Below are 24,412 nucleotides of genomic sequence, written 5' to 3' on the forward strand. Positions count from 1 at the left end.
CGTCGCCCGGCGGACCGCCTCGCATTCATAGGGAGCCCCATGCCCACCCCTCCCCTGGTCGCGGTCTTCACCCGCACCACCGGCTACCGCCACGACTCGATCCCGGGCGCCGTCGCCGCCCTCCGCGCCCTGGGGGCCGCGCAGGGCCTCGCCGTCACGCACACCGAGGACCCGGCCACGCTGGGGCGCACCCTCCGGGGCGGCTGTGCGGCCGTCGTGTTCGCCTCCACCAGCGGCGAGGTGCTGGACGACGCCGGGCGCCGGGCCCTGGAGCAGCACGTGCGCACCGGCGGCGGGTTCCTCGCCCTGCACTCCGCCGCCGTGACCGAGCCCGACTGGCCCTTCTACGCCGAACTGCTGGGCGGGGCCCGCTTCGCCGGACACCCCGACGTGCAGACCGCGACCGTCACGGTGGAGGACCGCCGCCACCCCGCCACCGCGCACCTGCCGGAGCGGTGGGAGTGGACCGACGAGTGGTACGACTTCACGGCCAACCCGCGCGCCTCGGTGCGGGTCCTCGCGGGCGTCGACGAGCGCGGCTACCGGGGCGGCTCGATGGGCGCCGACCACCCGCTGGTGTGGTGCCACCGGGTGGCGGCGGGCCGCTGCTTCGTCACCGCCCTGGGCCACGAGGAACGCGCCTACCGGGACCCGGACTTCCGCCGTCACCTGTCCGGCGCCCTGGCCTGGACCGCCGGTCCAACCGGCCGGTGACACGCCCGCCCTGGCGGAGCGCCGCCCGGGCGGTGGGGGATCATGGCGCGACACGTGTTCGGGCAGGTCGCAGAGGGAGCAGTGGGATGAAGGTCGGGTTCGGGTGGAAGCTGCACGGGGACGGGCGCTCGCCGCGGCCCGGGGCGGTGGTGCGGCCGGACGAGCGGCTGTCCTGGGGGCGGACGGTCGGACTCGGGGCGCAGCACGTGGTGGCGATGTTCGGGGCCACCTTCGTGGCACCGGTGCTGATGGGGCTGGACCCGAACCTCGCGGTGATGGTGTCGGGCGTGGCGACGGTGTTCTTCCTGCTGGTGACGCAGGGGCGGATCCCGTCGTACCTGGGCTCCAGCCTGTCGTTCGTCGGCGTGGCGGCGGTGATCAGGGCCCAGGGCGGGGACGCGGCGACGCTGACGGGTGCGCTGCTGGTGGTGGGTGCGGTGCTGGCGGCGTGCGGGGCGGTGGTGCAGGGGTTCGGGGCGCGGGTGATCCACGCGGTGCTGCCGCCGGTGGTGACGGGTGCGGTGGTGATGCTGATCGGTTTCAACCTGGCGCCGGTCGCGGCGGGGACGTACTGGCCGCAGGACCAGTGGACGGCGCTGCTGGTGATGGCGTTCACGGCGCTGGCGCTGGTGGTGCTGCGCGGGTTCTGGTCGCGGATCGCGATCTTCCTGGGGCTGGTGTTCGGGTACGCCGTCTCGTGGCTGTTCGACCGGGCCTTCGGGAGGATCGACTCCCCGGTGGGCGGCGGCGCCTCGACGGAGCACTGGCGCCTGGACCTGTCGGGCGTCGGCAAGGCGGACTGGATCGGCCTGCCCTCGCTGCACGCGCCGAGCTTCTCGGCGTCCGCGATCCTGGTGGCGCTGCCGGTGGTGGTGGCGCTGATCGCGGAGAACGCCGGGCACGTGAAGGCGGTCTCCGAGATGACGGGTGACCCGCTGGACGACCGGATGGGCACCGCGATCATGGCGGACGGCGCGGCCACCGTGCTGTCCACGGCGGTGGGCGGTCCGGCGACGACCACGTACGCGGAGAACATCGGCGTGATGGCGGCGACCCGGGTGTACTCGACGGCGGCGTACTGGTGCGCGGCCGCCTTCGCGATCCTGTTCGGCCTGTGCCCGAAGTTCGGTGCGGTGGTCGCGGCGATCCCGGGCGGGGTGCTGGGCGGGATCACCGTCGTGCTCTACGGCATGATCGGCCTGCTGGGCGCGCAGATCTGGATCCACAACAGGGTCGACCTGACCAACCCGCTCCACCTGGTCCCGGTCGCGGCGGGCGTGATCGTCGGCATCGGCAACGTCACGCTGAAGTTCACCGACAACTTCGAACTCGGCGGCATCGCCCTGGGCACCCTGATCGTCCTGCTCGGCTACCACGGCCTGCGCGCCCTGGCCCCCGCCCACCTCAGGCACCCGGCCGCGGACGGCCCCCTGCTGGACGAGGGCACCAGCGCCTACGACGACGACCGCGGCTGACGGGCGCGGTCGGGGGGTAACGGGAAGTTACCCCCGGCGGGGGTTCAAATGGCCGGCGCGGGGGCGGAGACTGGGAGTGATGGGGCAGGGCGAGCCCCAGGAGGCGGTTTCCATGCACATCCAACCCGTCTGGCGCTCCGTCGTGGTGGCCGCCGCCGCGCTGGCCACCGCCACGGCGATCAGCACCGCCGCCCCCGTCTCCGCCCAGGCCGCGACCTCGACGACGACGTCGACGACGACGAGTCACGTGACGGCCTGGACCAGCGACGGCTGGGGCGGCGGCACCGTGGTCAGCCACCCGGCCGGCATCAACTGCCACCAGAGCGCGTGGGACCCGTACGACGAGAACGCGGCCCCGCAGCCCGACACGTCCGGCACGTGCGACGCCGTCTTCCCGGTGGGGACCGTGGTGACCTTCACCGCCACGCCGGATCCCGGGTCGAACCTCAACTACGGTCCGGACCCGGCCAGTCTGACCGTCCGGGCCGGGTACAACGCGACGTACGTGGTGTTCTGCCCGAACGACGGCCTCTGCTCCGCCTGGTACTGACCGGGAGCGGGTGGAGGGGGCGGCCGGTTCAGTCCGGCAGGCTGTCGAGGTAGTCCTCGTACACCGCGACCTTGTGCCGGACGATGTCCAACGAGCGGTGGAGTTCGGCGAGTTGGTCGAGGACGCGCTGTTCGTGGGCGCGCAGCAGGGCGAGCCGGGCGGGCTCGGTGCCGGCGCCGGTGCGGGCGAGTTCGGTGTAGCGGCGGATCTCGGGGATGGGCATGCCGGAGCCGCGCAGCACGACGCAGAGGGTGAGCCACTCCACGTCGCCCTCGGTGTAGCGGCGCCGTCCGCCGCCCTCGCGCCGGACGGGGTCGGCGAGGATGCCCTCGCGCTCGTAGAAGCGCAGGGCGTGCACGCTCAGGCCGGTGCGGGCGGCGACCTGGCCGATGCTCAGGGTCGCGGGGGCAGCCGGTCCGTTCGGTGTGCTCATCGGTTCAGCATAGGAGGAGGCCGCGCAGGAGTTGATCTAGAGCCGACTCCAGCTCCTAGAGTGGCCCGCGGCGCGCCCCACCGGGTGCGGACGGAAGGGGAGGAACCATGCGTTACCGGATTCTCGGCGGTACCGGCATCGAGGTGAGCGCGTACTGCCTGGGCACGATGATGCTCGGCGCGGTGGGCAACCCGGACCACCGCGAGGGCGTGCGGCTCGTGCACACCGCGCTGGACGCCGGGATCAACTTCGTCGACACCGCCGACATGTACTCGGCGGGCGAGTCCGAGGAGATCGTCGGCGGGGCCCTGCAGGGGCGGCGGGACGACGTGGTGCTGGCCACCAAGGTGCACTTCCCGATGGGCGAGGGGCCCAACCGGGGCGGCAACTCGCGGCGCTGGATCCTGCGGGCGGTGGAGGACAGCCTGCGGCGGCTGCGCACCGACTGGATCGACCTCTACCAGGTGCACCGGCCCGACCACCGCACCGACGTGGAGGAGACCCTGTCGGTGCTGGACGACCTCGTCCGGCAGGGCAAGATCCGGGCGTTCGGCTGCTCGACCTTCCCGGCCGAGGAGATCGTCGAGGCGCACTGGACGGCCGAGCGCCGGGCGCTGCCCCGGTTCCGCACCGAGCAGCCGCCGTACTCGCTGCTGGCCCGCGGCGTGGAGTCCTCGGTGCTGCCGGCGGCCCGCCGCCACGGCATGGGCGTGCTGACCTGGGCGCCGCTGGCCTCGGGCTTCCTGACCGGCCGTTACCGCCGGGGCGGTGCGGTCGACCTGGGCAGCGGGCGGGCCGCGCTGACCCCGCACCGCTTCGACCCGGCGCTGCCGGAGAACGTCCGCAAGCTGGAGGCGGTCGAGCAGTTCGTCGAGCTGGCCGAGGCCGTCGGCTGCACGCTGCCCGAACTCGCCGTCGCCTTCCCGCTCGCCCACCCGGCCGTCACCTCGGTGATCCTCGGGCCCCGGACGGTCGAGCAGCTCACCGGGCTGCTCAAGGGCGCGGCGCTGACCCTGGACGACGCCGTGCTGGACCGGATCGACGAGATCGTCCCGCCCGGCACCGACCTCTACCGGGCGGACGGCGCCTGGCGCTCCCCGCACCTGGCCCCGGCCGCCCGCCGCCGCCCGGCCGCCGAGCGGGCCGCCGCCGACGACGGGGCCTGAGCGGCACCGGCGCGGGACGGCGCCCGGCGCTCAGCCCCCGGCGCTCAGCCCCCGGCCGGGAGGCGGCCCTGCAGGGTGCGGGACAACTCGGCGATGCAGTCCGCCAGTTGGCGGTCGGAGAGCCGGGCCGGGTCGTCGCCGCAGCCGGTCGCGGGGGCGGTGGGCTGCGGGGCGGGCGTCGCGGGCGCGGGCGTCGCGGTGGGCGCGGGTTGCGGCTGGCCGCCCGGCGGGGTGATCGGGCCGCGCAGGGAGACCAGGTTGGGGGTGACGGTGGCGTCCCCCGAGAGGTCGATGTAGTCCTGGGTCTGGCCGTTGAAGTCGACGAAGCCGCGCCACATGTCGTGCCCGAACGGGATGATCTCCTGGAGCGCGCCGCCGGGGCCCGCGCTGATGGTGATCGAGGTCTGCTGGGCCATGTAGGAGACCATCCGGCTGGTCAGCACGTCCAGGTTGACGGGCGGCGCGTCGTCGGCCCGGACGTACACGTGCAGGTCGTTGAGGCCGTCGCCGACCCGGTCGGCCTGCAGGACGGCGAAGGCGACCACCAGTTGGGAGGAGCTCTCCCGGGGCACCAGCGGCGTCACGTAGTACAGGTGGCCGTCGGCCTTGGAGCGGAGCAGGAACTCGCCGGGGTTGGTGGCGTTGGCGGCGGCCGAGGTGTGCTCGTAGCCGAAGTTGCGGTCGTCCTTGGCGCCGCGGCCCCCGAGCCACTGCACCTCGTGGATCTGGGAGCGCACCACCGAGGCCGGGTAGACCGCGCCGGGCAGCTCGCCGGGGGCGGCGGTGGGCCGGTAGGTGATGTCGGGGCGGCCGTCGGCGGAGCCCTTGAGCACCAGGACGCCCGCGGGGGCGAGGACGGTGCGCTGCTTCCAGGCGGTCTGCCGGGCCACCGAGATGACGACGACGGGCCGGGCGGTGCGGACGTCGGGGCCGTCGCAGTAGCCCCAGACGTCCTGCTCGCTGTAGACCAGGTCGGGGAAGCGCTCGGCGAGCAGGTTGCGCAGGCTGACCGCGCCGGTGCCGCCGAACGCCCGGTCGAAGGCGTGGTCGCCGCGGAAACCGCAGCCGGCGACCGAGTTGGAGCTGCCGTCCCAGACCGCGACGCCCTCCATCGGCTGCTCGCCGGAGCCGTCCAGCACCGCCGTCCACGCCCCGGCGCCGTCCGCGGAGCCGGGCAGGTAGTGCAGGCTGTGGCCGAGCAGGTGGACCCCTGAGCTGAGGCCCGCGCTGTCGGTGAGCGCCTTGGTGGCGGCCGCGTAGGAGGCGGTGCGGGCCTCGAAGGCGAAGTCCGGCATCGGGGCGGTCTTCACGCAGGCCGGGACGTCCGCGGTGCCGACCAGGTCGCAGCGGTCGCCGTCCCCGGGACGGCTGTGCTCGGTGACGGGCAGCACCGAACGCGGGGTGGCGGCGCCGCCCGCCGGGATGTCCAGCACGGTGGAGCGGGCGTAGAACCGCCCGGCGTCCTTGTCGTCGTCCCACAGGCCGGTGCCCGCCCGCACCAGCGAACCGAGCACGGCCAGCACCACGACGGCCGTCGCCAGCCGCGCCCGCCGGCTGCGGCGGCCCGCCCCGAACCCCTCCACGACGTAGCGGACCGCGACGAGGCTGCCCGCGAAGCCGACCGCCAGCAGGAACCAGAACAGCGGCGCGGCGTCCAGCGGACCGCCGTGCGGGAAGAACTGGCGCTCGATCAGCAGCCGGTAGCTCTGGTCCTGCTGGCCGAAGCCGCCGAACACGAGGTGCTTGACCACCCACACCAGGAAGGCCAGCACCGGCAGCCACAGCCACCACGCCGCCAACCCCAGCAGGGCGTCCCGCAGCACTCCGCGGACCCGTGTGCGTGCCATCGCGCTCCCCCGTTCCCGACCCGCCCCCGCAGGCCCCGGCCGTGTCCTTCCCCCCGCACCCGCCCGGCAAGCCCCGGACGGACGGCGGCGTTCTCCTGTCGAGGAGCGTGCCATGACGGTCCGTCAGCCCGACGCGGGGGGTGGCGGAACGCGGCGAGGCGGCAGGGGCCGGTGGAAAGCCGCGCGAGCGGCGGAACGCGGCGGGCGCCCGCCGGTGGTTGGCCGGGGGCGCCCGCTCGGGAGGGGGTGGGTCAGTCCAGGTCGGTGGCGGCTCCGCCGATGACCAGGTTGATCAGGGCCTCGCTGTCCATCTCGTCGATCGAGCTGAGCGGGACCGGCTCGCGGTCCTCCGGGTCGGTGTCCGCGCCGTGCGGGGCGCGGAGGCCCGCGAGGGCGAGCAGGCCGTCCAGCAGGCCGGCGTCGCGCAGCCGGGCCGGCGGGATGGTGGCGAGGAGTTCGGTGATCCGTTCGTCGGTGAGGGGGGCTTCGTCCGTCTCCTCCTCCTGCGGGAGCAGTTCGGTGGCCAGGTGCTCGGCGAGCAGTTCGGTGGTGGGGTAGTCGAAGATCAGGCTGGTGGGGAGCTTCAGCCCGGTGACGATCATGAGCTTGTTGCGCAGGCCCATCGCGGACAGCGAGTCGAAGCCGAGTTCGCTGAACGCCCGGTCGACGGCCACCTCCTGGGCGTCGGCGAAGCCCAGGATGGTGGCGGCCTGGCCGCGGACCAGGTCGAGCAGGGCCGGGACGCGCTTGGGGGCGGGCATCGCGGCGAGGCGCTCGCGCAGCGAGCCGCCGCTCCCGGCCGCCTCCGCCTCCGGTGCGGCGCCGCCCGCGACGCGCTTGGCCGGGCCGCCCTGGCCGCGGACCAGGCCGCGCAGCAGGAAGGGCAGTTCCTCGCCCGCCCGGTCGAGGACCTCGCGGTCCAGGTTGACCGGCAGCAGCACGGCGTCGGCGAGGGTGCCCGCCCGGTCGAACAGGGCCAGGCCCTGTTCGGTGCTGAGCGCGCCGACCCCGGATTCGGCGATCCGCCGCAGGTCGGCCTCGCTCAGTCCGGAGGCCATGCCGGTGCCGCCGCTCTGCTCCCACACGCCCCAGGCCAGCGAGGTGCCGGGCAGTCCGGCGGCGCGCCGGTCCGCGGCCAGCGCGTCGAGGAACGCGTTGGCGGCGGCGTAGCTGCCCTGGCCGGGGGCGCCGAGCACGCCGGAGGCGGAGGAGAACAGGACGAAGGAGGTCAGGTCGAGGCCCGCGGTGAGGGCGTGCAGGTTGGCCGCGGCGGCGGTCTTGGGCCGCAGCACGGTGTCGACCCGCTCGGGGGTGAGCGAGGCGATCGCGGCGTCGTCGAGGACGCCCGCGGCGTGCACCACGCCGCGCAGCGGCCGGTCGGCCGGGACGGCGGCGAGCAGGTCGGCGAGGGCGTCCCGGTCGGCGACGTCGCAGGCGGCGAGGGTCGCGGTGGCGCCCGACTCGGCGAGCCGCGCGGTGAGTTCGGCCGCGCCGGGGGCGTCGGCGCCGCGGCGGCCGACCAGCAGCAGGTGCCGGACGCCGTGCCGGGCGGCGAGGTGGGTGGCGACCGCGGCGCCGAGGGCGCCGGTGCCGCCGGTGATCAGCACGGTGCCGTCGCGGTCCCAGGCGGGGGTGCCGGTGGGCGCGCCGTCGGGGGCGGGTTCGATCCGCGGGACCAGCAGGGCGCCGCCGCGGACCGCGAGCTGCGGTTCGCCGCTGGCGACGGCGGCGGCGAGCTTCCCGGCGTCCGGCGCCGCGTCGTCCAGGTCGACCAGGACGATCCGGTCGGGGTGCTCCGCCTGGGCGGAGCGGACCAGTCCGGCCACCGCGGCGCCGACCAGGTCGCGGGGCTGCCGCTGCCCGGTGTCCTGGGCGCCCCGGGTGACGACGAGCAGCCGGGTGGCGGCGAAGCGCTCGTCGGCGAGCCACTCCTGGAGGAACCCGAGGGTGCGGTGCAGGGCCTCCCGGGCGGTGTCGGCGACGTCGGCACCGGGGGCCGCCCCGGCGGCGAGGACGAGGGTGCGGGCGCCGTACGCCTCCTCCAGGTCGGGCTTGGCCGGGGTGCCGAGGGCAGTGGCCAGGCCCCACGGGTCGGCGCCGACCACGGTCCAGTCGGCGGTGCCCGCGGCCTTCCTGCCGCCCTCGGCGCGCTGCCAGCCGAGGCGGTACAGCGCGTCGGCGCCGGGGGCCGGGTCGGCGGGGCGGGCCAGCGCGGCGGCGGGCCGCAGCACCAGGGCCCCGACCGAGGCGACGGGCTGCCCGGTGGTGTCGGCGAGGTCGAGGGCGGCGGTGCCGGTGCCGGTCGGGCGGACCCGGACCCGCAGTTCGGTGGCGCCGACCGCGTGCAGGTCGACCCGCTCCCAGGAGAACGGCAGCACGGGTTCGCCGCTGCCCGCCCGGCTGAGGCCGACGGCGTGCAGGGCCGCGTCGAAGAGGGCCGGGTGCAGGCCGTAGCCCTCCGGGTCGGGGGCCGCGGACGGGTCGGCGGCGATCTCGGCGTAGACCTCCTCGCCGTGCTTCCAGGCGGCGCGCAGGCCGCGGAAGGCCGGTCCGTAGGCCAGCCCGGCCTCGGCGAGTTCCTCGTAGCGGCCGTCCAGGGCGATCGGCGCGGCTCCGGCGGGCGGCCACGCGGCCAGGTCGAAGTCGGGGGCGGCGGCGCGGGCCAGTCGGCCGGTGGCGTGCCGGGTCCAGGGGTGGCCGGCCGGGCCGGCGTCGGGGCGGGAGTGGACGGTGAAGGTGCGCTCGCCGCCCGGGCCGGGTGCGCCGACGGTGCACTGGACGCGCACGCCCTCGGTGTCGGGCAGGATCAGCGGGGCCTCCAGGACGAGTTCGTCCAGGCGGTCGAGGCCGAACCGCTCCCCGGCGTGCAGGGCCAGTTCGACCAGGCCGGTGCCGGGGAGGACGACGGCGCCGGGGAGGACGACGGCGCCGGAGACCCGGTGGTCGGCGAGCCAGGCGTGGGTGCCGAGCGAGATCCGGCCGGTGAGCAGCAGGCCGCCGTCCCCGGCGAGTTCGGTGGCGGTCCCGGCCAGCGGGTGCCGGGCGCCGCCCTGGTCGGCGGCGCCGCCCGCGGCGCCCTGGTACCAGTAGCGCTTGCGCTGGAACGGGTAGGTGGGCAGGTCGACCGGGGCGGGGGCGTGGCCGGTGCCGCGGTAGACGGCGGCCCAGTCCGGGGTCAGGCCGTGGACGTGCAGGGCGGCCAGGCCGCTCCACAGCGCCCGCAGTTCGTCCTGGTCCTTGCGCAGCAGCGGGGTGAGGACGGCCTGTTCGGCGGCCTCGGCGCCGAGGGTCTCGGCGGCGAGCGCGGTCAGGGTGGCGTCCGGGCCGAGCTCCAGGTACCGGGTGACGCCCTGCCCGTGCAGGGTGGTGACGCCGTCGGCGAAGCGGACGGCGTGCCGGACGTGCCGGACCCAGTACTCGGGGTCGGTGAGCTCCTCGGGCGCGGCGAGGGCGCCGGTGAGGTTGGAGACCACCGGGACGCGCGGCGGCGCGTAGGAGACGCGCTGCGCGACGCGGCGGAACTCGTCCAGCATCGGGTCCATCAGGGCGGAGTGGAAGGCGTGCGAGACGGCCAGCAGCTTGGAGCGGCTGAAGCCCGCGCCGACGGCGAGGACGGCGTCCTCCGGGCCGGAGACCACGGTGGAGGCGGGGCCGTTGACGGCGGCGACGTCGACGCCGTCGACCAGGGCGGCGCGCACCTCGGCCTCGGGGGCGGCGATCGCCATCATCGCGCCACCGGACGGCAGCGCCTGCATCAGGCGGCCGCGGGCGGCGACCAGGGCGGCCGCGTCGGGCAGCGACCAGACCCCGGCCACGTGGGCGGCGGCGAGTTCGCCGACCGAGTGCCCGGCGAGGTAGTCGGGGCGCAGGCCGAAGGACTCGACCAGGCGGTAGAGGGCGACCTCGATCGCGAACAGCGCGGCCTGGGCGTAGCCGGTGCGGTTCAGGGTGCGCTGGTCGCCGTCGATCACCTCGCGCAGCGGCCGGTCCAGGTGCGGGTCGAGCGCGGCGCAGACCTCGTCGAAGGCGGCGGCGAACACCGGGGAGGCGCGGCGCAGTTCGGCGCCCATGCCGATCCGCTGGGAGCCCTGGCCGGAGAACAGCACGGCGCTGCGGCCGGTGGCGGTGGCGGTGCCGGTGAACAGGCCGGGGGTCTGCTCGCCGTCGGCGAGCGCCATCAGGCCGCGCAGGAAGTCGCCGCGCTTGGCGCCGACCAGGACGGCCCGGTGGGCGAAGGCGGAGCGGGTGGTGGCCAGCGCGTGGCCGGTGGCGGCCGGGGCCTGGTCGTAGGCCTCGTCGAGGTGGGCGAGCAGCCGTTCGGCCTGGGCGCGCAGCGCGCCGGGGGTGCGGGCGGAGACCGGCCAGGCGATCGGCGCGGGCGGCTGCGGTTCCTGCGGGACCTGCGGCTCCTGGACGGGAGCGGCGGGGGGCTCCTCGAGGATGACGTGGGCGTTGGTGCCGCTGATGCCGAAGGAGGAGACGCCGGCCCGGCGGACCCGGGCGCCGCGCGGCCAGGCGACCGGCTCGGTGAGCAGGCTGACGTGGCCGGAGTCCCAGTCGACCTCGGGCGAGGGCGCCGAGACGTGCAGGGTCCGCGGGAGTTCCTGGTGGCCGAGCGCCAGCACCATCTTGATCACCGCGGCGGCGCCCGCCGCGGCCTGGGCGTGCCCGATGTTGGACTTGACCGAGCCGACCCGCAGCGGCCGGTCGGCGGGCAGTTCCGCGCCGTACGTGGCCAGCAGCGCCTGGGCCTCGATCGGGTCGCCGAGCCGGGTGCCGGTGCCGTGCGCCTCGACGGCGTCGACGTCGGCGGCGGTCAGCCCGGCGTTGGCCAGGGCCTGCCGGATGACGCGCTGCTGGGCGGGGCCGTTGGGGGCGGTGAGGCCGTTGGACATGCCGTCCTGGTTGACCGCGGAGCCGCGGACCAGGGCGAGCACGGGGTGGCCGTTGCGGCGGGCGTCGGAGAGCCGCTCCAGGACGAGGACGCCGACGCCCTCGGCCCAGGCGGTGCCGTCGGCGTCCGCGGAGAAGGCCTTGCAGCGGCCGTCGGCGGCCAGGCCGCCCTGGCGGGAGAACTCGACGAAGGTCTCCGGGGTCGCCATCACGGTGACGCCGCCCGCCAGGGCGAGGGTGCACTCGCCGCCGCGCAGCGCCTGGGCGGCCCAGTGCAGGGCGACCAGCGAGGAGGAGCAGGCGGTGTCGACGGAGACCGCGGGGCCCTCCAGGCCGAGCGTGTAGGCGATCCGGCCGGTGACGATGGAGCCGGTGCTGTTGCTGCCGACGTAGTCGTGGAACTGGACGCCCGCGTAGACGCCGGTGGCGCTGCCCTTGAGCTGCTGCGGGTCGATGCCGGAGCGCTCCAGCGCCTCCCAGGAGGCCTCCAGCAGCAGGCGCTGCTGCGGGTCGACCAGGGCCGCCTCCTTGGGGGCGACGCCGAAGAAGGCCGGATCGAAGTCGCCCGCGTCGTAGAGGAACCCGCCCCGGTCGACGCCGGTGGTGCCGGGGCGCTGCCCGGTCGGGTCGTGCAGGGCGGCGAGGTCCCAGCCGCGGTCGGCGGGGAACGGGCCGATGCCGTCCCCGCCCTCGGAGACCAGCCGCCACAGGTCGTCCGGGGAGCCGACGCCGCCGGGCAGGCGGCAGGCCATGCCGACGATCGCGATCGGCTCGTCGTGGTGGTCCTGCTGGGCGGTGACGGTCGCGACGGTGCCGGAGGCCTCGCTGAGCAGGTGCTCGGCGAGCGCGGCGGGCGTCGGGTAGTCGAAGACCAGGGTGGCGGGCAGCCGCAGCCCGGTGGCCGCGTTGAGGGCGTTGCGCAGCTCGACGGCGGTCAGCGAGTCGAAGCCCAACTGCTGGAACTGGCCGGTGGGTTCGACGTCGGCGGCGGAGGCGTGGCCGAGCACCGCGGCGGCGTGGGTGCGGACCAGTTCGAGGACGGCCGCGGGGCGTTCGGCGGCGGGCAGCGCGGCCAGCGTCCGGTCGAGGGCGGTGCCGCCCCCGGCGGCCGCGTCCGCTCCGGCGGTGGCGGCGGTGCGCAGCCGCGGCGCTCCGGCCAGGTCGCGCAGCGGCCGGGGCAGGGTGTCGGCGGGGCGCTCGCGCAGCACCGGGAGGTTCGGCTTGACCGGGGCGAGGGCGGCCAGTCCGGTGCCGAGCGCGGCGTCGAACAGGGCCAGGCCCTCCTCGGCGGTCAGCGGGGCCAGGGCCGCGGTGCCGACGGTGCGGCCGGTGCCGGCCATGCCGCCGGGCTGCTCCCACTGGCCCCAGGCGAGGGCGAGCGCGGGCAGGCCGTGGGCGCGGCGGTGGGCGGCGAAGGAGTCCAGGAAGCTGTTGGCGGCGGCGTAGTTGGCCTGGCCGGGGGTGCCGAGCACGCCGGAGACCGAGGAGAACAGCACGAACGCGGCCAGCGGGGCGTCCGCGGTCAGCTCGTGCAGGTGGAGCGTGCCGTCGACCTTGGGGCGCAGCACGGCGGCGGTGCGCTCGGCGGTCAGCGCGGTGACCACGCCGTCGTCGAGGACGCCCGCGACGTGCACGACGGCGGTCAGCGGGTGCGCGGCGGGCAGGTCGGCCAGGACGGCGGCGAGGGCGGCCCGGTCGGCGACGTCGCAGGCCGCGGTGCGCACCTCGGCCCCGGCGGCGGCCAGTTCGGTGGCCAGCGCGGCCAGCGCGGCCGGTCCGGTGCGGCTGAGCAGCAGCAGGCGGCGCACGCCGTGCTCGGCGACCAGGTGGCGGGCCAGCAGGGTGCCGATCGCGCCGGAGGCGCCGGTGACCAGGACGGTGCCCTCGGGGTCGAGCGCCGGCGCGGCGGCCTCGGGCTGCCGGGGCAGCCGGGCCAGCCGGGGCGCGCGGGCGGTGGTGCCGCGCAGGGCGAGCTGCGGTTCGCCGGTGGCCAGCAGGGCGGGCAGCAGGGCGGCGAGGGCCGCGTCGTCGGTGTCCCGGTCGGTGTCGAGCAGGACGAAGCGGCCGGGGTGCTCGGACTGGGCGGAGCGGACCAGGCCCCAGACGGCGGCGCCGGCCGGGTCGGTGACGTCCTCGCCGTCGACGGACTGCGCGCCGCGGGTGACCACGACCAGCACGGGGGCGTCGGCGCGCTCCGCGGCCAGCTGCTCCTGGACGGCGGCCAGGGCGGCGGCGGTGGCGGCGTGCACGGCCGCCGCGTCACGACCCGGGGCGCCGGCCAGCAGCGCGTACGGGGTGGTGGCGGCGGGGGCGGCCGGGACGGGGCGCCACTCCAGGCGGTACAGCGGGGCCGCGGTGGCGGCGGGCAGCACCAGCGGGCGGAAGGCGACGGAGTCGATCCGGGCGACCGGGCCGCCGGCCGGGTCGGTGGCCTCGACGGCGAACGCGTCGGGGCCGACCGGGGTGAAGCGGACCCGCAGCGCGCTCGCCCCGGTGGCGGCCAGTTGCACGCCGGACCAGGCGAACGGCATCCGGCCCTGCTCGGCGGAGGCGTCGCCGCCGCCGGTGGCGCGCAGTGCGTGGGTGGCGGCGTCCAGCGCGGCGGGGTGCAGGCCGAAGGCGGCGGCCCGCCGGGTCTCGCCCTCGGGCAGCCGGACCTCGGCGAGGATCTCCTCGCCGTGCTGCCAGACCGCTTCCAGGGCGCGGAACGCGGGCCCGTAGTCGATGCCGGTGGCGGCGAAGGACGCGTAGAGGCCGTCCAGCGGGACGGGCCGGGCGCCGCTCGGCGGCCACTCGGCGGCCGGGGCGGCGGGCAGGTCGGCGGCGGGGGCGACGGTGCCGGTGGCGTGCACCGTCCAGTCCGCGCCGGGGCCGTCCTCGTCGGGGCGGGAGTGCACGGTCAGGGTGCGGCGCCCGGCGGCGTCGGGGGCGTGCACGGCGACCTGGATCCGGACGGCCCCGGCGGCGGGCAGCACCAGCGGGCTGCTGAGGGTGAGCTCCTCGACCCGGCCGCAGCCGACCAGGTCGCCCGCCCGGACGGCGAGTTCGACGAACGCGGTGCCGGGGACGGTGACGGTGGTGCCCAGGACGTGGTCGGCGAGCCAGGGCTGGGTCTCGGCGGAGAGGCGGCCGGTCATCACGGCGCCGTCGGTGTCGGCGAGGGTGACGGCGGCGCCCAGCAGCGGGTGTTCGCCGCCGCCGTAGCCCGCGGCGGCCAGTCCGGCGGCGGCGACGGTCGCTCCGGCGTCGCCGCCGCCGCGGGCGTCGAGCCAGTAACGGCGGCGCTGGAAGGCGTACGTGGGCAGGTCGGTGCGGCGGGCGCCCGTCCCGGCGAACAGCGCGGCCCAGTCGACGGCGGCGCCGCTGACGTGCAGCCGGGCCAGCGCGGTGACCAGGGTGGTCGGCTCGGGGCGGCCCTTGCGCAGGACGGGGACGAGGGCGGCCGGGCCGCTCGCCCCGGCGAGGGTCTCCTGCGCGGGGGCCAGCAGGACGCTGTCGGGGCCGATCTCGGCGAAGCGGGTGGCGCCCTCCGCGGCGAGGCGCTGCACGCCCTCGTGGAAGCGCACGGTGCCGCGGACCTGGCGGACCCAGTACTCGGGGTCGGCGAGTTCCTCGGCGGTGGCGAGCTGCCCGGTCAGCGAGGAGACCAGGGCGAGCGCCGGGGCGTGGTAGGTGAGCCCGGCGGCGACCGCGCGGAACTCCTCCAGCATCGGGTCCATCCGGGCCGAGTGGAAGGCGTGCGAGACCTTCAGCCGGTGGGTCTTGCGGCCCTGGTCGGCGAAGTGCGCGGCGACCTTGAGGACGGGTTCCTCGTCGCCGGAGAGCACCACCGAGCGGGGGCCGTTGACGGCGGCCAGCGCGACGCCCGCGCCCAGCAGCTCGGCGACCTCCTCCTCGGTGGCCTGGACGGCGACCATCGCGCCGCCGGACGGGAGCGCCTGCATGAGGCGGCCGCGGGCGGCGACCAGGGTGGCGGCGTCGGCGAGCGGGAGCACCCCGGCGACGTGGGCGGCGGCGAGTTCGCCGATCGAGTGGCCCAGCAGCAGGTCCGGGGTCAGGCCCCAGGACTCGACCAGGCGGTACAGCGCGACCTCGACGGCGAACAGCGCGGGCTGGGTCCATTCGGTCCGGTCCAGCAGCCGGGGCTTGCCGAACACCACGGGCAGCAGCGGCTGTTCGAGGTCGAAGGCGGCGCAGACCTCGTCGAGGGCGGCCGCGAACACCGGGTACGCCTCGTACAGCTCCTTGCCCATGCCGACGTGCTGGGCGCCCTGGCCGGAGAACAGGAAGGCGGTCAGGCCGGGGTCGGCGGCGCCGTGCACCACCTCGGGGCCGGGGGTGCCCGCGGCGAGGGCGGCCAGGGCGCCGCGGTCGGCGGCGCCGCCGGAGGCCAGGACGACGGCCCGGCGGTCGAGGGCGGCGCGGCCGGTGGCCAGCGAGTAGCCGAGGTCGACGGGGTCGGCGCCGGGGTGCGCGTCGAGGTGGGCCAGCAGTCGGGCGGCCTGGCCGCGCAGGGCGTCCTCGCCGTGGCCGCCGAGCAGCCACGGGACGGGCGCGGCGGCGGGCCAGGCCGCGGCGGGGGCGTCGGTGGTCCCGGTGTCCGGTTCGGGGTCGGGCAGTTCCAGGACGACGTGCGCGTTGGTGCCGCTGACGCCGAAGGAGGAGACGGCGGAGCGGCGGGGCGCGCCGGTCAGCGGCCACTCGCGGCGGGCGCCGAGCAGCCGGACGTTCCCGGCCGACCAGTCGACCCGCTCGGTGGGCCTGGCGGCGTGCAGGGTCTGCGGCAGGACGCCGTGGCGCATCGCCTCGACCATCTTGATGACGCCGCCGACCCCGGCGGCGGCCTGCGCGTGCCCGATGTTGGACTTGATCGAGCCCAGCCACAGCGGGCGGCCGCCGGTGCGCTCCTTGCCGTAGGTGGCCAGCAGCGCCTGGACCTCGATCGGGTCGCCGAGGACGGTGCCGGTGCCGTGGCCCTCGACCGCGTCGACGTCGGCGGCGGTCAGGCCCGCGTCGGCCAGCGCCTGGCGGATCACCCGCTGCTGGGACGGGCCGTTGGGGGCGGTGAGGCCGTTGGAGGCGCCGTCGGAGTTGACCGCGGAGCCGCGGACCACGGCGAGCACCTCGTGGCCGTTGCGGCGGGCGTCGGAGAGCCGCTCCAGCAGCAGGGTGCCCGCGCCCTCGGCCCATCCGGTGCCGTCGGTGTCCTCGGAGAAGGCCTTGCAGCGGCCGTCGGGGGCCAGGCCGCGCTGCTTGCTGAACGCGACGAACGGGCCCGGGGCGGACATCACCATCACGCCGCCCGCCAGCGCCATCGTGCACTCGCGGCGGCGCAGCGCCTGCACGGCCAGGTGCAGGGCGACCAGCGAGGAGGAGCAGGCGGTGTCGACGGTGAGGGCGGGGCCCTCCAGGCCGAAGGAGTACGCGACCCGGCCCGAGATCACCGATCCGGCGTTGCCGGTGCTCAGGTAGTCGTCGATGACGGCGGCGACGGCGCCGGGCGCCAGGTCCTCGTAGTAGTCCTGGCCGCCGCTGCCGAGGAACACCCCGACGCGCTCGCCGCGCAGCCCGTCCGGGGCCAGCCCGGCCCGCTCGAAGGCCTCCCAGGCCAGTTCGAGGGCCAGGCGCTGCTGCGGGTCCATGGTGAGGGCCTCGCGCGGGGAGATGCCGAACAGGCCCGCGTCGAACTCGGGCGCGGCGTGGAAGAAGCCGCCCTGGTTCACGTAGCTGGTGCCGGGCCGGTCCGGGTCGGCGTCGTAGAGGGCGGCGGTGTTCCAGCCCCGGTCGGCGGGGAACGGGCCGATCGCGTCGGTCCCCTCGTCCACCAGCCGCCACAGGTCCTCCGGGGAGCGCACGTCCCCGGGGTAGCGGCAGCTCATCGCGACGATCGCGATCGGCTCCCGGTCGGCCGCCTCCACCTCGCGCAGCCGGTTGCGGGTCTCGTGCAACTCGGCGGTCGCCCGCTTGAGGTAGTCGAGCAGCTTTGCTTCCTCAGCCATCAGAAACCCTCGCCGTTTCCGCTCGATCCGAGCTCTTGGTCCAGCAGGTTGAACAGGTCTTCCGCGCTCGCGGATTCGAGTACGTGGGCCAGGTCCGGCCCGGGTGCGGCACCGCGGGCGCCGGTCAGCCGGGCCGCCAGGGCCTGCAGCCGGGGGCCGATCCCGACCCGGTCGGCCTCCTCCGGGGCGAGGCCGTCGACCAGCGCCTCCAGCCGGTCGAGTTCGGCGGCCACCGCGGCGGCCCCGCCGGGCGCCAGGTCGGCCAGTTCGGCCTCCAGGAAGGCGGCCAGGGCCCGCGGGTTGGCGTGGTCGAACACGACGGTGGCGGGCAGTTTGACGCCGGACGCGGCGCTGAGCCGGTTGCGGAAGTCGACCGCCGAGACGGAGTCGAAGCCGAGGTCCTTGAAGGTGCGTCCGGGTTCGACCGCGCCCGCCCCGTCGTGGCCGAGGACGGCGGCGGCCTGCTCGCGGACCAGGCCCAGCACGAGCCGGGAACGCTCCGGGGCGGAGCGGCCCGCCAGCCGCTCGGCCAGCGACGGGCCGTCGGCGGCCGTCTCCCCCGCCGGGTCGTCGCCGTCCAGGGCGCGGACGGCGGCGGGCAGGTCGCGCAGCAGCGGGCGGGGCCGGGCGGCGGCGTAGACCGGGGCGAACCTGGCCCAGTCGATGTCGGCGACCACCAGGTGGCCCTCGTCCAGTGCCAGGGCGCGCCACAGTTCGTCGAGCGCCGCGCCGGGCTCCAGCGAGGCCAGGCCGATGTGCCGCAGGTGCTCGTCGGCCTCGGCGTCGACCATGCCGCCGCCCGCCCAGGTGCCCCAGGCCACCGAGGTGGCGGTGGCGCCGCGGGCCCGGCGGCGCTGGGCCAGGCCGTCGAGGTAGGCGTTGCCCGCCGCGTACGGGACGCGGCCCGCGGTGCCCCAGACGGCCGCGCCGGAGGCGAACAGCACGAAGGCGTCCAGCGGGCGGTCGCCGAGGACCCGGTCCAGGTGGTGCGCCCCGGCGATCTTGGCGCGGGTGGCGCGGGCGAACTCCCGCGCCGTCAGCCCGTCGAACGCGGTCTGCGCGGGCAGCTGCCCGGCGGCGTGCACCACCGCAGTCAACTCCGGGAGTCCGGCGACGAGTTCGGCGACGGCCGGGCCGTCGGTGACGTCGCAGGCGGCGAGCGTGACGGTGGCGCCCAGGGCGGTCAGCTCGGCTTCCAACGCGGCCGCGCCGGGGGCGTCCGGGCCGCGGCGGCCGGCCAGCACCAGGTGCCGGGCGCCGGAGCGGGCCAGCCGCCGGGCGACGGCCGCGCCGATCGCGCCGGTGCCGCCGGTGACCAGCACCGTGCCGCCCGGCCGCCAGGGCAGCTCGGCCGGGACCGGGGCGTCGACCGGGGCGGGGACCAGGCGGCGGGCGTGCGCCCGCTCGCCGCGGACGGCGACCTGGTCCTCGCCGGAGCGGCCGGACAGCACCGCGGCCAGCAGCGCGGTCGCCGCCGGACCGAGGTCGGCGGGCAGGTCGACCAGGCCGCCCCAGACGGCGGGCAGGTCGAGCGAGAGCACGGTGCCCGCGCCCCACAGCGCGGCCGCCGACGGGTCGACGTCCTCGTCCGGCTCGACGGCCACCGCGGCGCGGGTGGCGCACCAGAACGGCGCGGTGATCCCGGCGTCCAGGACGGCCTGCAGCAGCGGGACGGTCGCGGTGACGCCCGGCGCGGGCACCTCCGGGGCCCCGGGGGCGTCCAGGGCCAGCAGCGAGAGCACGCCCGCGGGCTGCTCCGCGCCGAGCAGGGCGGTGATCCGGGCGGCCAGTTCGGCCCGGTCGGCGGCGGCCGCGTCCACCGGGAGGCGGAGCACCTCGGCACCGTGCCCGGCCAGCGCCGCCGACAGCGCGTCGACCCCGGGGGCGCGGTCGTCGGCCGCGACCAGCCAGAGCCCGGACAGCAGGGCCCCGGACGGCGCGGCGGCGGACGGCGCGGCTTCGGACGGCGCGGCGGCGGCGAGCGGGTCGACCGGGGACCACCGCACCCGGTAGCGCAGCTGGTCCGCCGCGCCCGCCGGGGCCGGGGCGGCCTCCCGGGCGGGGGCGGCGAACGGCGCGTACTGCGCCCAGTAGTGGGTGTGCCGGAACGGGTAGGTGGGCAGGTCGACGGTCCGCCCGGCCGGGAAGAACGCCTCCCAGCGCACGGCGGTGCCGTGCACGTGCAGGGCGGCGGCGGCGTGCGCGAACCGCTCCAGCGCGTCCGGGCCCGTCGTGACCGGGGTGTCGACGGCCACCGCCCCGTCACCGGCGACCTCCCCCAGCAGGGCGGCGAGCCGCGGGTCCGGTCCGATGCCGACGAAGGCGCGGTGGCCGTTCCCGGCGAGCTCCTTGAGCAGCGGCGCGAGGTCCGCGGCGCGCTCCAGCGCGGCGAGCCACCGCCCGGTGCCGACGGCCTCCGGCTCGGCGCGGCCGCCGGTGGCGGCCGAGTACAGGGCGGGGCGGCGCTCCGCCGACTCCGACGGCTGCGCCGGGGTGACGGTGTCGGGCAGGGCGGCCGCGTCGGCGCGGCCCAGGGCGACCGCGGTCCGGGCGGCCACGGCCAGCGGCAGCGCTCCGGCGACGGTGGCCGCGGCGACCTCGCCGGGGCCGTGGCCCAGCACGGCGTCCGGTTCGACGCCGTGCGCCCGCCACAGCGCGGCCAGCGCGACCTGCACCGTCCAGCGGACCGCGGCGGCGACCTCCGGGCGGTCGGCCGCGGGGGCGCCCGGGGCGCCGCGCAGCACCTCGGCCACCGACCCGCCCAGCAGCGGCGCGAGTTCCCGCTCGCAGGCGGCGACCTGCCGGGCGAACGGCTCGGCGCCGGCCAGCAGCCCGGCGGCGGCGCCGGCGGGCAGCGGGTCGCCGCCGGTGAACACGAACGCGGTACGGCCGGGCGCCCCGGCGCTGCCGGTGACCGTCCCGGCCCGCGGCCGTCCGGCGGCCAGCGCGTCGAGCCCGGCCAGCAGCCCGTCCCGCTCCCGGCCGACCAGCACCGCCCGGTGCTCGAACGCGGAGCGGCCGGTGGCCAGCGAGCGGCCGAGGTCGGTGAGCGCCAGCTCGGGGCGGCGGCGCAGGTGCGCGGCCAGCCGCTCGGCGGCGGCGGCCAGCGCGGCGGGCGTCTTGGCGGCGAGCGCGAACGGGACGACCGCGGGGTCGGCGGCGGGCTCGGCGGGCTCCTCGTCCGGGGCCTGCTCCAGGATGACGTGCGCGTTGGTGCCGCTGATCCCGAAGGAGGAGACCGCGCAGCGGCGCGGCCGGTCGACGGCGGGCCAGTCCTCGTTCTCGGCGAGCAGCCGCACGGTGCCCGCCGACCAGTCCACGTGCGGGGTCGGCTCGGTCAGGTGCAGGGTGCGCGGCAGCACGCCGTGCTCCATCGCCAGCACCATCTTGATGATCCCGGCGACCCCGGCCGCGGCCTGCGGGTGCCCCAGGTTGGACTTGACCGAGCCCAGCCGCAGCGGCTCGGCCCCGCCGCGCCGCCCGTACACCTCGATCAGCGCCTGCGCCTCGATCGGGTCGCCCAGCGTGGTGCCGGTGCCGTGCGCGTCGACCGCGTCCACCTCGGCGGGGGTCAGCCCGGCCGCGGCGAGCGCCGCGCGCAGCACCCGCACCTGGGCGGGGCCGTTGGGCGCGGTGATGCCGTTGGAGGCGCCGTCCTGGTTCGTCGCCGAGCCGCGCACCACCGCGTGCACCCGGTGGCCGTGGCGGCGGGCGTCGGAGAGCCGCTCCAGCAGCAGGACGCCCGCGCCCTCCGACCAGGAGGTGCCGTCGGCGCCCGCGGAGAACGCCTTGCTGCGCCCGTCCGGCGCCAGGCCGCGCTGGCGGCTGAAGTCGACGAACATCTCCGGGGTGCCCATCACCGTGACCCCGCCCGCCAGCGCGAGTTCCACCTCGCCGCGGCGCAGCGCCTGGCAGGCCAGGTGGACGGCGACCAGCGAGGAGGAGCAGGCGGTGTCCAGCGAGATCGCCGGGCCGTGCAGGCCGAGGCTGTACGCGACCTGGCCGGAGACCAGGCTGCCGCCCGGGCTGCCCTGGACGTAGTCGTGGTACATCAGGCCGGTGTAGACGCCGGTGTCGCTGCCGTGCAGCGCCAGCGGGTCCAGCCCGGCCCGCTCGAACGCCTCCCAGCAGACCTCCAGCAGGATCCGCTGCTGCGGGTCGGCGCGCCGGGCCTCGTTGGGGCTGATCCCGAAGAACTCGGCGTCGAAGCCCCCGGCGCCGGGCAGGAACCCGCCCTGGCGCACGTACGTCCGGCCCGGCTTCCCGGGCTCCGGGTCGTAGATCGCCTCGACGTCCCAGCCGCGGTCGGTCGGGAAGTCGCCGATCGCGTCCCGTCCCCGGGAGACCAGCTCCCACAGGTCCTGCGGCCCGGCGACGCCGCCCGGGTAGCGGCAGGCCATGCCGACGACCGCGATCGGTTCCACCGCGGCCTCCTCGACCTCGCGCAGCCGCCGCTTGGTCTGCTGCAGGTCGGCGGTCGCGCGCCTGAGGTAGTCGCGCAGCTTGTCCGCGGTGCCCGCGTCCTGCCTGTCCGTGGTCCGGTCTTCCATCCCCCGCCCCTTCGCACCCGGCCCGTTCACTGCGCGCCCCACTCCTGGTCGAGCACGAGGAAGAGCTCGTCGTCACTGGCCTGTTCCAAGTCCTGCTCCGGCTCCCCGTCGGCGGGGAGTCCGGTGGTCGCGCCCGGCGCCTGCCAGCGGCGCAGCAGCGCCTCGAGCCGGGCGGCGACCGCCGGACGGCCCGGGGCGGCCGGGTCGGCCGCGGTCAGCAGCGCCTCCAGCCGGTCGAGTTCGGCGTGCACGTGGGCGGCCGGGTCGGCGGCGGCCGGGTCGGTCAGCTCCCGCAGGTGGCGGGCCAGCGCGGCGGGCGTCGGGTGGTCGAAGACCAGCGTCGCCGGAAGGGTGCGTCCGGCCAACGTGCCCAGCTGGTTGCGCAGTTCGACCGCGGTGAGCGAGTCGAAGCCGAGTTCGGACAGCGCCCGGTCGGGCCGCACCGCGGCCTCCGAGCCGTGGCCGAGGACCGCGACGACCCGCCCGGTGACCACGCCCAGCAGGTACTCCTCGCGCTCCCCGGCGGGCAGTCCCGCCAGCACGCGCGGCAGCGTCCCCGCCGCCGGTCCGCCGCTCCCGCCGCCACTGCGCTTCCCCGCCGCGGCCGGGAGGCGCAGCACCGCGGGCAGCACGTCGGTACGGGCCCGCAGCGCCGCCGCGTCCACCCGCAGCGGGACGAGCAGCGCCCCGTCCGCGCCGGACGCGGGGCCGGATGCCGAACCGGACGCCGGGCCGGACGCGGGGCCGGATGCCGAGCCGGACGCGACGCCCAGCGCGGCGTCGAACAGCGCCAGGCCCTCGGCCGCGGTGATCGGCGGCAGGCCGAGGCGGTGCAGGCGGCGCAGGCCGGCCTCGTCCAGTTCGGCGGCCAGGCCGCCGCCGTCCGCCGCCCAGGCGCCCCAGGCCAGCGAGAGGCCGGGCAGTCCGGCGGCGCGGCGGTGCGCGGCCAGCGCGTCCAGGAAGGCGTTGGCGGCCGCGTAGTTGGCCTGCCCCGCGCCCAGCACCAGGCCCGCCGCCGAGGAGAACAGCACGAACGCCGCGAGGTCCAGCCCCTTCGTCAACTCGTGCAGGTGCCAGGCGCCGTCGGCCTTGGGGCGCAGCACCGCGTCCAGGCGCTCCGGGGTCAGCGTCCCCACCAGGCCGTTGTCGACCACGCCCGCGGCGTGCACCACCGCGGTCAGCGGGTGCGCGGCCGGGACGTCGGCGAGCAGCGCGGCGACCGCGTCCCGGTCGGCGACGTCGCAGGCCACGGCCTGCGCGTGCGCGCCGAGCGCGGCCAGTTGCGCGCACAGCTCGCGGGCGCCCTCGGCGGCCGGGCCGCGGCGGCTGGTCAGCAGCAGGCGGCGCACCCCGTGCTCGACCACCAGGTGGCGGGCCAGCAGCGCGCCCAGGCCGCCGGTGCCGCCGGTGACGAGGACGGTCCCGTCCCGGTCCCAGCCGCCCAGCGGGTCCGCCGCCGGGGCGGGCGCCCGCCGCAGCCGCGGCACGAGCAGCACACCGGAGCGGACCGCCGACTCGGGCTCCCCGCTGCCCAGCGCCTGCGCCAACTCCCCTTCCCCGGTGCCGGGTTCGGCGTCGACCAGGACGAAGCGCCCCGGGTTCTCGGCGGCCGCGGCCCGCAGCAGGCCCCACACCGGCGCCGTGCCCGGGTCGCCGGACTCCCCCGCACCCACCGGCAGCGCGCCCTCGGTCACCACCGCCAGCACACCGCCCTCCGGGTCGGCCAGGTGCGAGCGGACCTCCGCCAGCACCCCGTCCAGGACAGTGCGCACCACCCCCGGCAGCTCGCCCTCCCCGGCCCACGCGGGCACCCGCAGCACCCGGGCCGCCGCCCCGGACGCGCCCCCGGCCGGGGCCGCCTCCCAGTGCAGCCGGTGCAGCAAATCCCCTTGACCGTACGGAACTCGAGCGATCGACAGCGGTCGGGCCACCAGGCCCCGCACCGCCGCCACCGGCAGGCCGGACGCGTCCGCGACCGTCACCACCACCGTGTCCGGACCGTCCGGGCTGATCCGCACCCGCAGCGCGGCCGCACCGGCCGCGGCGAGCGTCACCCCGTTCCACGCGAACGGCACCATCGGCGCCGCAGCGCCCTCGCGCCCACCGTCCGCGGGCAGGTCCGCGAGCAACTGCACGTGCAGGGCCGCGTCCAGCAGCGCCGGATGCAGGCCGTAGCGGGCCGCGTCGGCCCGGGCCGCCTCGGTCTCCGGCAGCGACACCTCCGCGTACAGGTCCGCACCGTCCCGCCACGCGGCCCGCAGCCCCCGGAACACCGGACCGTACCGGTACCCCTCCTCGGCCAGCCGCTCGTACCCGCCCTCCCACGCGATCGGCACCGCCCCCGCGGGCGGCCACCGCACCAGGTCGGGCCCCGGCCCGTCCGCGCCCTCCGGCGCCAACACCCCCGCCGCGTGCCGCACCCACGCACCGGCACCACCCCGGGCCCGGGCGTGCACGGCGAACGGACGGCACCCGTCCCCGTCCGGCTCCCGCACGCTCACCTGGACGGCGGCCCCCTGCTCGGGCACCGCCAACGGCGCCTCCAACGTCAGGTCCCGCACCACCGGGCACCCGGTCTCCGCCCCGGCCCGCAACGCCAGCTCGACGAACCCCGTCCCCGGGAACAGCACGGTGTCCAACACCACGTGGTCCCCCAGCCAGGGCTGCGCCGCCGTGGACAGCAACCCGGACAGCACCACGCCCTCCGAGTCGGCCAGCACGGTGGCCGCCCCGAGCAGCGGGTGGCCGACGGCCTCCAGGCCCAGCGCGGACGGGTCACCGTCGG

At 77.4% G+C, this 24,412-nt stretch carries 9 protein-coding genes and 1 pseudogene; 4 read left to right on the plus strand and 6 right to left on the minus strand.

The genetic code is table 11. From position 1 onward, the window contains the following. The first annotated feature begins 39 nt into the window (after nt 1-39). From ACFY00_RS12295 to ACFY00_RS12305, 3 genes are all read left to right on the plus strand, one after another. On the plus strand, nt 40-714 hold the full coding sequence (locus ACFY00_RS12295) for a ThuA domain-containing protein (protein WP_388030204.1): 675 nt from the start codon (nt 40-42) through the stop codon (nt 712-714). A gap of 86 nt (nt 715-800) precedes the next feature. Next, a complete protein-coding gene (locus tag ACFY00_RS12300) occupies nt 801-2,189 on the plus strand; it encodes a uracil-xanthine permease family protein (protein ID WP_388030205.1) in 1,389 nt (462 codons plus the stop codon). Between the two features lie 112 nt (nt 2,190-2,301). Beyond that, on the plus strand, nt 2,302-2,739 hold the full coding sequence (locus ACFY00_RS12305; protein WP_388030208.1) for a hypothetical protein: 438 nt from the start codon (nt 2,302-2,304) through the stop codon (nt 2,737-2,739). A gap of 28 nt (nt 2,740-2,767) precedes the next feature. Here the strand turns inward: ACFY00_RS12305 and ACFY00_RS12310 are convergent, their stop codons facing one another. Beyond that, nucleotides 2,768-3,172, minus strand: coding sequence for a MerR family transcriptional regulator (locus ACFY00_RS12310; protein WP_388030210.1), 405 nt, complete (start codon nt 3,170-3,172; stop codon nt 2,768-2,770). Between the two features lie 107 nt (nt 3,173-3,279). Here ACFY00_RS12310 and ACFY00_RS12315 point away from each other — a divergent pair, with 107 nt between their 5' ends. Beyond that, nucleotides 3,280-4,338, plus strand: coding sequence for an aldo/keto reductase (locus ACFY00_RS12315; RefSeq protein WP_388030211.1), 1,059 nt, complete (start codon nt 3,280-3,282; stop codon nt 4,336-4,338). Nucleotides 4,339-4,382: 44 nt separating this feature from the next. Here the strand turns inward: ACFY00_RS12315 and ACFY00_RS12320 are convergent, their stop codons facing one another. The 5 genes and pseudogenes from ACFY00_RS12320 to ACFY00_RS12340 all read right to left on the minus strand — a co-directional run. Next, entirely contained in the window at nt 4,383-6,185 is a 1,803-nt protein-coding gene (locus ACFY00_RS12320; RefSeq protein ID WP_388030213.1) for a hypothetical protein, read from the minus strand. A 251-nt stretch (nt 6,186-6,436) separates the two neighbouring features. Then, nucleotides 6,437-17,104: an SDR family NAD(P)-dependent oxidoreductase gene (locus tag ACFY00_RS12325; protein ID WP_388030244.1), complete on the minus strand. Its 10,668-nt coding sequence runs from the start codon at nt 17,102-17,104 to the stop codon at nt 6,437-6,439. Next, nucleotides 17,077-19,332, minus strand: a complete 2,256-nt coding sequence (locus ACFY00_RS12330) for an SDR family NAD(P)-dependent oxidoreductase (protein ID WP_388030246.1) — start codon at nt 19,330-19,332, stop codon at nt 17,077-17,079. The genes ACFY00_RS12325 and ACFY00_RS12330 overlap by 28 nt, the downstream gene beginning before the upstream one ends. Before the next feature lie 270 nt (nt 19,333-19,602). Then, nucleotides 19,603-21,669, minus strand: a pseudogene (locus tag ACFY00_RS12335) (type I polyketide synthase); the annotation flags it as partial. Then, nucleotides 21,654-24,412, minus strand: a 2,759-nt coding sequence (locus ACFY00_RS12340) for an SDR family NAD(P)-dependent oxidoreductase (RefSeq protein WP_388030216.1), incomplete at its 5' end; no start/stop codon positions are given. The pseudogene ACFY00_RS12335 and the gene ACFY00_RS12340, both read right to left, overlap by 16 nt.

Origin of the sequence: Kitasatospora sp. NPDC001540, assembly GCF_042894345.1 — a bacterium.
In the GTDB taxonomy this organism is placed as follows: Bacteria; Actinomycetota; Actinomycetes; order Streptomycetales; family Streptomycetaceae; genus Kitasatospora; species Kitasatospora phosalacinea_C.